Origin of the sequence: Halorubrum tibetense, from assembly GCF_042661865.1 — an archaeon.
Lineage (GTDB): Archaea > Halobacteriota > Halobacteria > Halobacteriales > Haloferacaceae > Halorubrum > Halorubrum tibetense.
In genome coordinates, this window is the sequence record NZ_JBHSWW010000179.1 from 1 (window position 1) to 5,028 (window position 5,028).

The following is a 5,028-nucleotide window of genomic DNA, read 5'->3' on the forward strand; positions in this document are numbered from 1 at the left end:
GTCGCGGACGCACTGACCGGGTCGGACGACGAGGGCGTGTTCGTGTACGGGTTCGGCGAGTTCGTCGCCGACGCGACGGACGCCATCGAGGCCGCCGGCGGCGACGCCGACGCCGCGAAAGTCGAGAACTTCGGGTAAGACGCGGCGGCCCGGGCCGCAACCGATCTCCTTAACGGCTGGAACCGGCTGGGGTCGAACGGATCGATAGTGGTGGCCGACTCGAACGCATGCGATGACTCCGACGGACGCGACGACATCGACGATCCCTCCGGAATCGCGCTCGACGAGCACGACGCGCTCGTGACGATCGCTCACGGCGCGGTCGTCACGTCGGGTGCGGTGTCCGCACAGCGCGCGCTCACGACCGCGACCGAGTTCGTTCTCACTCGTGGGCTCGGCCCGGTCACGTACGGTGTCTACGCGTACGCGTGGCGCATCACCCAGGTCCTCGTCCGGCTCGTCACGTTCGGGAGCGTTCCGGCGCTGCAGCGATACGTCCCGGCTGCGAGCGACGACCCCGGCCAGCAGTCGCGCGTCACCGGCCTGGCGTACGCGACGACGATCGCGATGGGCGTCCTGTTCGCCGTCGGGATATGGGTTCTCGCGCCCTCGATCAACGAGTGGACCGTCTCCGACCCGTCGTTCACCCCGACGCTCAGGCTCTTCGGACCGCTTATCGGACTGTTGGGGCTCGTCAGTGTTGCCGCCGCCGTGTTCCGTGCGATCGGCTCCGCCCGCGGCGAGGTCGCGTTCAACAAGCTGCTCCGACCCGGCGTTCGGCTCGTCGGTGCGAGTCTCGCGCTCGCGCTCGGCTATTCGATCGTCGGAGTCGCGGGCGCTATCGTGGCTGCGACCCTGCTGCTCGTCGTAGTCGGGGTTCCCGTCTCCGTGCGTGCGACGGGGATCGCCCCCACGTTACGTGGCGCACGACGGGAGTGCTACCGGTTCTACAACCACGCGGCCCCCGTCGCGATGAGCAGTTTCGGCAAGGTGTTTCAGAACCGTGTCGACGTGCTGTTGGTCGGGGCCCTGCTCACCTCCGTCGCTGCCGGGGTGTACAACGTCGTCCTCGTGTTGATCTCGCTCGCGTGGATCCCGCTCCTCTCGTTCAACCAGCTGCTGCCGCCGGTCGCTTCCGACCTGTACGCGGCCAACCGGATGGAGACACTCAACGGGGTGTACGGCTCGGTCACGCGGCTGATCGTCACGACCGTACTCCCACTGCTCGCGGTGCTCGGCGTCTACGGTGCCGAGCTGCTCGCCGTCTTCGGTCCGACGTACACGGCGGGGTACGTCCCCCTCGTCGTCTACCTCGGCGGCGTCTTCGTCGGCAGCGCGGTCGGGGCGACCGGGTGGCTCCTGATGATGACCGACCACCAGTACGCCCGGATGATCCTCGACTGGCTGCTCGCCGTCCTCAACGTCGTGTTAACGTACGCGTTCGTGGTTCGGTACGGGCTCGTCGGCGCGGCGCTCGGCACGTCGCTGGCGATCGCCGTCCAGAACGGTCTCCAGGTCCTCCTGCTCCGACGGTTCGAGGGGTTGTGGCCGTTCGATCGGACGTTCCTGACGCCGATCGCGGCCGGGGTCGTTATGGTCGGCTGTATGCTGGCGGTCCGCGAGTCGGTCGATGGCCTTCTCGGCGTCGTAGTAGGGACGCCCGTCGGGATCGGCGGGTACCTCTTGACGCTTCGCGTGCTCGGCGTCGACCCCCGAGACCGACTCGTCGTTACGGAGCTCGTCGCCAGCTATCGGACGGCCCTCTCGGAGTGGGTGCCCGTCGAGCGGCGGTAAGCGGTTGACGGGCCGACCCTTCCGTCCCGCGGTACTCCGGGCTACCCCATCGACTACCCGTCTCCCGTGCCTACTCGAAGTACTCGGCGAGCCGCTCGGCGGCCTCGACGGCCCGCGGAGTCACGAGGGCGAACCGGATCCACTCCTCGCGGGCCGTGCCGAACGTTTCGCCGGGCATCGCCGCGACGCCGACCTCGTCGATCAGCCGCTTGACGTTCGCCATCGTTCCGGGGAAGCCGTCGAAGCGCGCGAGGACGTAAAACGCCCCGTCCGGACGGGTGTACGCCGCGCCGGCCTCGTCGAGCCCGGCGGTGAACGCGTCGATCCGCTCGGCGAGCTGCTCCCGCGCCTCCGCGTAGTAGTCGGCGTCGGTGGCGTCGAGCGCGTCGGCGACCGCGTACTGGGCGGGACGCGAGCCGGCGACGTTCACGAGCATGTGCCGCGCCTTCGCCGGGAAGGCGTGTGCATTCGGGAGGACCGCGTACCCCACCCGAAACCCGGTGATCGCCATCGACTTCGAGAACCCGCTCGTGACGATCACGCGGTCGGAGTCGAGCGTCAGCGCGGATTCGAACGTCCCCGTGAAATCGAAGTGGTCGTACACCTCGTCGACGACGACGAGCGCGTCGACCGCCTCGGCGACCTCGACGACTTCGCGAACCGACCCGATGTCGTACACCGCCCCGGTCGGGTTGTTCGGCGTGTTCAACACGATCAGCGCCGTCTCCTCGCTCGCGGCCTCACGAACCGCGTCGACGTCGAGGCTCCCGTCCCGTTCCGTCGAAACCAGTGTCGGCTCCCCGCCGAGCAGCTCCGTCTTCCCGGGGTAGTACGGGTAGACGGGGTCCATAAGCAGTGCCTCGCTCCCGGCGTCACGCTCGAAGGCTCGGGCCATCGCGAGGTAGTTCGCCTCCCCCGTGCCGTTGGTGACGACGACGCGGTCGACGTCGACGTTCCGGCGGGCCGCGATCGACTCCCGAAGCTCTCGAAGCCCTTCACTCGGCGGGTACTGGAACTCCGTGGATGGAAGCGTCGCGTACTCCGAGAGCGCCTCCCGGAGCGCCGCCGGCGGCTCCCAGTCAGGGTTACCGCTCACCATGTCGACCACGTCGCCGTCGGCGGCCTCGGCGTACTTCATCACGTGAAAGAACTTCGGCTCCTCGTACTCCATACCGACGCCTCGGGGGCGGCCGCCGTGGCTCTTTCGGGACGGGTCGTCGCAAGCGGTCCGTCCGTGGGGGCCGTCACCGTGATCGCTCTCGTCCCGCTCCGTCGCGATCCGTGCCTTTTGAGTCATCTCCACAACAGGGGCGTACATGAACAAACGCGGTCACGTGTTGAACGCGCTGTTGCTCGCCGTCGGGATCGGGTTCGTGCTCGAACCCGGAGTGAACGCCGACACCGCCACGAAGACGGCCCAGATCACCGTTCCGATCGTGCTCGGTGCGCTGTTCCCCGACGTCGACACGGCGTTCGGGAAACACCGTAAGACGCTCCACAGTCTCCCGGTGCTCGCGGTGTTTCTCGCGTACCCGATCGTCTTCGACAACCTTCACTTCGTGTGGATCGGCGTGCTCACGCACTACCTGCTCGACCTGGTGGGGAGCCGCCGCGGGATCGCGCTGTTCCACCCGCTCTCCGAACAGGAGTTCTCGCTGCCGTTCGGCGTGACGACGAGCAGCAAGTACGCCGACCTCGTCACCGTGATCATCACGGCGTTAGAGGTCGCGGCGTTCTGGGCGGTCCACACCTACGTCGTCGGGCTCGACCCCGACCTCTCGGCGACGACCGCCGGCCTCGGGATCTGAGGGGCTCAGCGATACACGCTCACGTCGTCGAACCGCCCCTCGTAGGCGACGTTCGAGGGGAGCGTCGGCTCGTCGCCCGAGAGGAACAGCCGGTCGGCTTTCACCCACGTGTTCTCGTAGCCGATATGCGCGAACTCGACGAGCCCCTGCAGCCGGTGGCCGAGCCCGCCGCGATGGACGACCGTCCGTGGACGGCCCTCGCGGAACGCGTCGACGACCGCGTCGGCGTCGTCCAGCTCGGCGTCGAAGGCGGTCCACGCCTCGCCGACCGTCGAGACGAGGTGAGCGTACGAGGAGCCGAACCCGGGTAGCGCCTCCTCGCTCGCGATCCGCTGTGCGCGGGCGTTCTGGTGGGGAAGCAGCTTCGTGTTGTACGTCTCGACCGCGTCGAGCCGGGCCGCGTGGGCGCGTATCTCCGGCCGGGTCAGGGAGATGCTCGCGAACGCGGGGTGGGGAACCAACACCGCGGCGTCCTGTCGGTCGAACTCCGCCATCGCGCCCTCGAAGGTGATGTAGTCGGGGACCGGCTCCGAGAGGCCGAGCGCCAGCAGGTGCCGTCGGTTCCCCCAGTCGCCGGTGAACACCTCGCGCGCGGGGACGACCGTGAGTTCGTCGTCGCTGTAACGGGTGGCGCGCTCGCGGATCGTCGGCAGCCGGGTGAAATGCGGGGCGTAGACGAGCGCGTCGATCCCGCGGTCCTTCGCGCGGGCCACGACGCGCTCGTCGAGCACTTTCACGTGGGCGTCGACGCGCGTTCGGGGTCGGCTCACGGGCCGCAGTACCGGGTACCGCGGCATAGGCGTGTCGGGTTCCGGTCGGGTGTCCGGCGTGATCGTCCCACCCGACCCGGACCCTTGTCGCCGCGTCCGCGGTGTCGCCCTCGGGGGAAACGGTTAATCCCCCGGGCGGGCAGTGTCCCGGTATGGTTCCCTGGGCGTGTGGGATCGAGGGCTGTGACGCCGTCTTCGACGGGGTCGAGTCGCTCATCCTCCACCAGACGCGCGATCATCAGCGCCACGAGTGTAAGGTGTGCGGGACGATCGTCCCCGACGGCTACTTCGCTATCCGGCACACGTTCGACGAGCACACCCGGGCGGAGTACGTCCGGGCGTATGACGCCGACTCCGGCGCGGTCCGCCGCCGCGAGGCCGTGAAACGCGAGATCGAGACGGAGGCGGACCTCCAGTCGGTCGTCGATCGACTCGACGGCTCGGTCTGATCGGTCGGCGGTCGTTGCCCGCGAGTTCTCGCCGGTTCGACGCTTCGCGTTCCTTTCCCACGTCCCGCTCCCGTCGCCTCGGACCGACGGGTACACAAACGCGCCGCTACCAGTATCGCGCATGGACGATATCGACGTCGAGCCGGTCGACCGCGTCGACGACCCGGCCGCTCCCGACGCGGGCGACGACGGATCGGGCGCGGACGA

5 protein-coding genes and 1 pseudogene are annotated in these 5,028 nt (G+C 68.7%); 4 read left to right on the forward strand and 2 right to left on the reverse strand.

The window, feature by feature from the left end:
* Both ACFQEU_RS11160 and ACFQEU_RS11165 read left to right on the forward strand, forming a co-directional pair.
* Positions 1-138: pseudogene (locus ACFQEU_RS11160) on the forward strand (oxidoreductase); the annotation flags it as partial.
* 69 nt (positions 139-207) lie between these two features.
* The gene (locus ACFQEU_RS11165) at positions 208-1,794 is read left to right on the forward strand and encodes a lipopolysaccharide biosynthesis protein (protein ID WP_379782130.1); all 1,587 of its coding nucleotides are present in this window, start codon (positions 208-210) and stop codon (positions 1,792-1,794) included.
* Between the two features lie 70 nt (positions 1,795-1,864).
* Here ACFQEU_RS11165 and ACFQEU_RS11170 read toward each other — a convergent pair whose 3' ends face one another.
* Positions 1,865-2,965, reverse strand: a complete 1,101-nt coding sequence (locus ACFQEU_RS11170; RefSeq protein WP_379782138.1) for a pyridoxal phosphate-dependent aminotransferase — start codon at positions 2,963-2,965, stop codon at positions 1,865-1,867.
* A 145-nt stretch (positions 2,966-3,110) separates the two neighbouring features.
* Here ACFQEU_RS11170 and ACFQEU_RS11175 point away from each other — a divergent pair, with 145 nt between their 5' ends.
* Complete coding sequence (locus tag ACFQEU_RS11175) at positions 3,111-3,602, forward strand: metal-dependent hydrolase (RefSeq protein ID WP_379782132.1); 492 nt, start codon at positions 3,111-3,113, stop codon at positions 3,600-3,602.
* Between the two features lie 5 nt (positions 3,603-3,607).
* Here ACFQEU_RS11175 and ACFQEU_RS11180 read toward each other — a convergent pair whose 3' ends face one another.
* The gene (locus ACFQEU_RS11180; protein WP_379782134.1) at positions 3,608-4,399 is read right to left on the reverse strand and encodes a PHP-associated domain-containing protein; all 792 of its coding nucleotides are present in this window, start codon (positions 4,397-4,399) and stop codon (positions 3,608-3,610) included.
* A gap of 125 nt (positions 4,400-4,524) precedes the next feature.
* On the opposite strand from ACFQEU_RS11180, the gene ACFQEU_RS11185 reads away from it, so the two are divergent.
* Complete coding sequence (locus ACFQEU_RS11185) at positions 4,525-4,821, forward strand: DUF7565 family protein (RefSeq protein ID WP_379782136.1); 297 nt, start codon at positions 4,525-4,527, stop codon at positions 4,819-4,821.
* The last annotated feature ends 207 nt before the right edge of the window (positions 4,822-5,028 follow it).

Bases quoted from the DNA above. Each gene is read 5' to 3' on its own strand.
- ACFQEU_RS11175 (WP_379782132.1), top strand. From the start codon at position 3,111: ATGAACAAACGCGGTCACGTGTTGAACGCGCTGTTGCTCGCCGTCGGG.
- ACFQEU_RS11185 (WP_379782136.1), top strand. From the start codon at position 4,525: ATGGTTCCCTGGGCGTGTGGGATCGAGGGCTGTGACGCCGTCTTCGAC.
- ACFQEU_RS11170 (WP_379782138.1), bottom strand. From the start codon at position 2,965: ATGGAGTACGAGGAGCCGAAGTTCTTTCACGTGATGAAGTACGCCGAG.
- ACFQEU_RS11180 (WP_379782134.1), bottom strand. From the start codon at position 4,399: ATGCCGCGGTACCCGGTACTGCGGCCCGTGAGCCGACCCCGAACGCGC.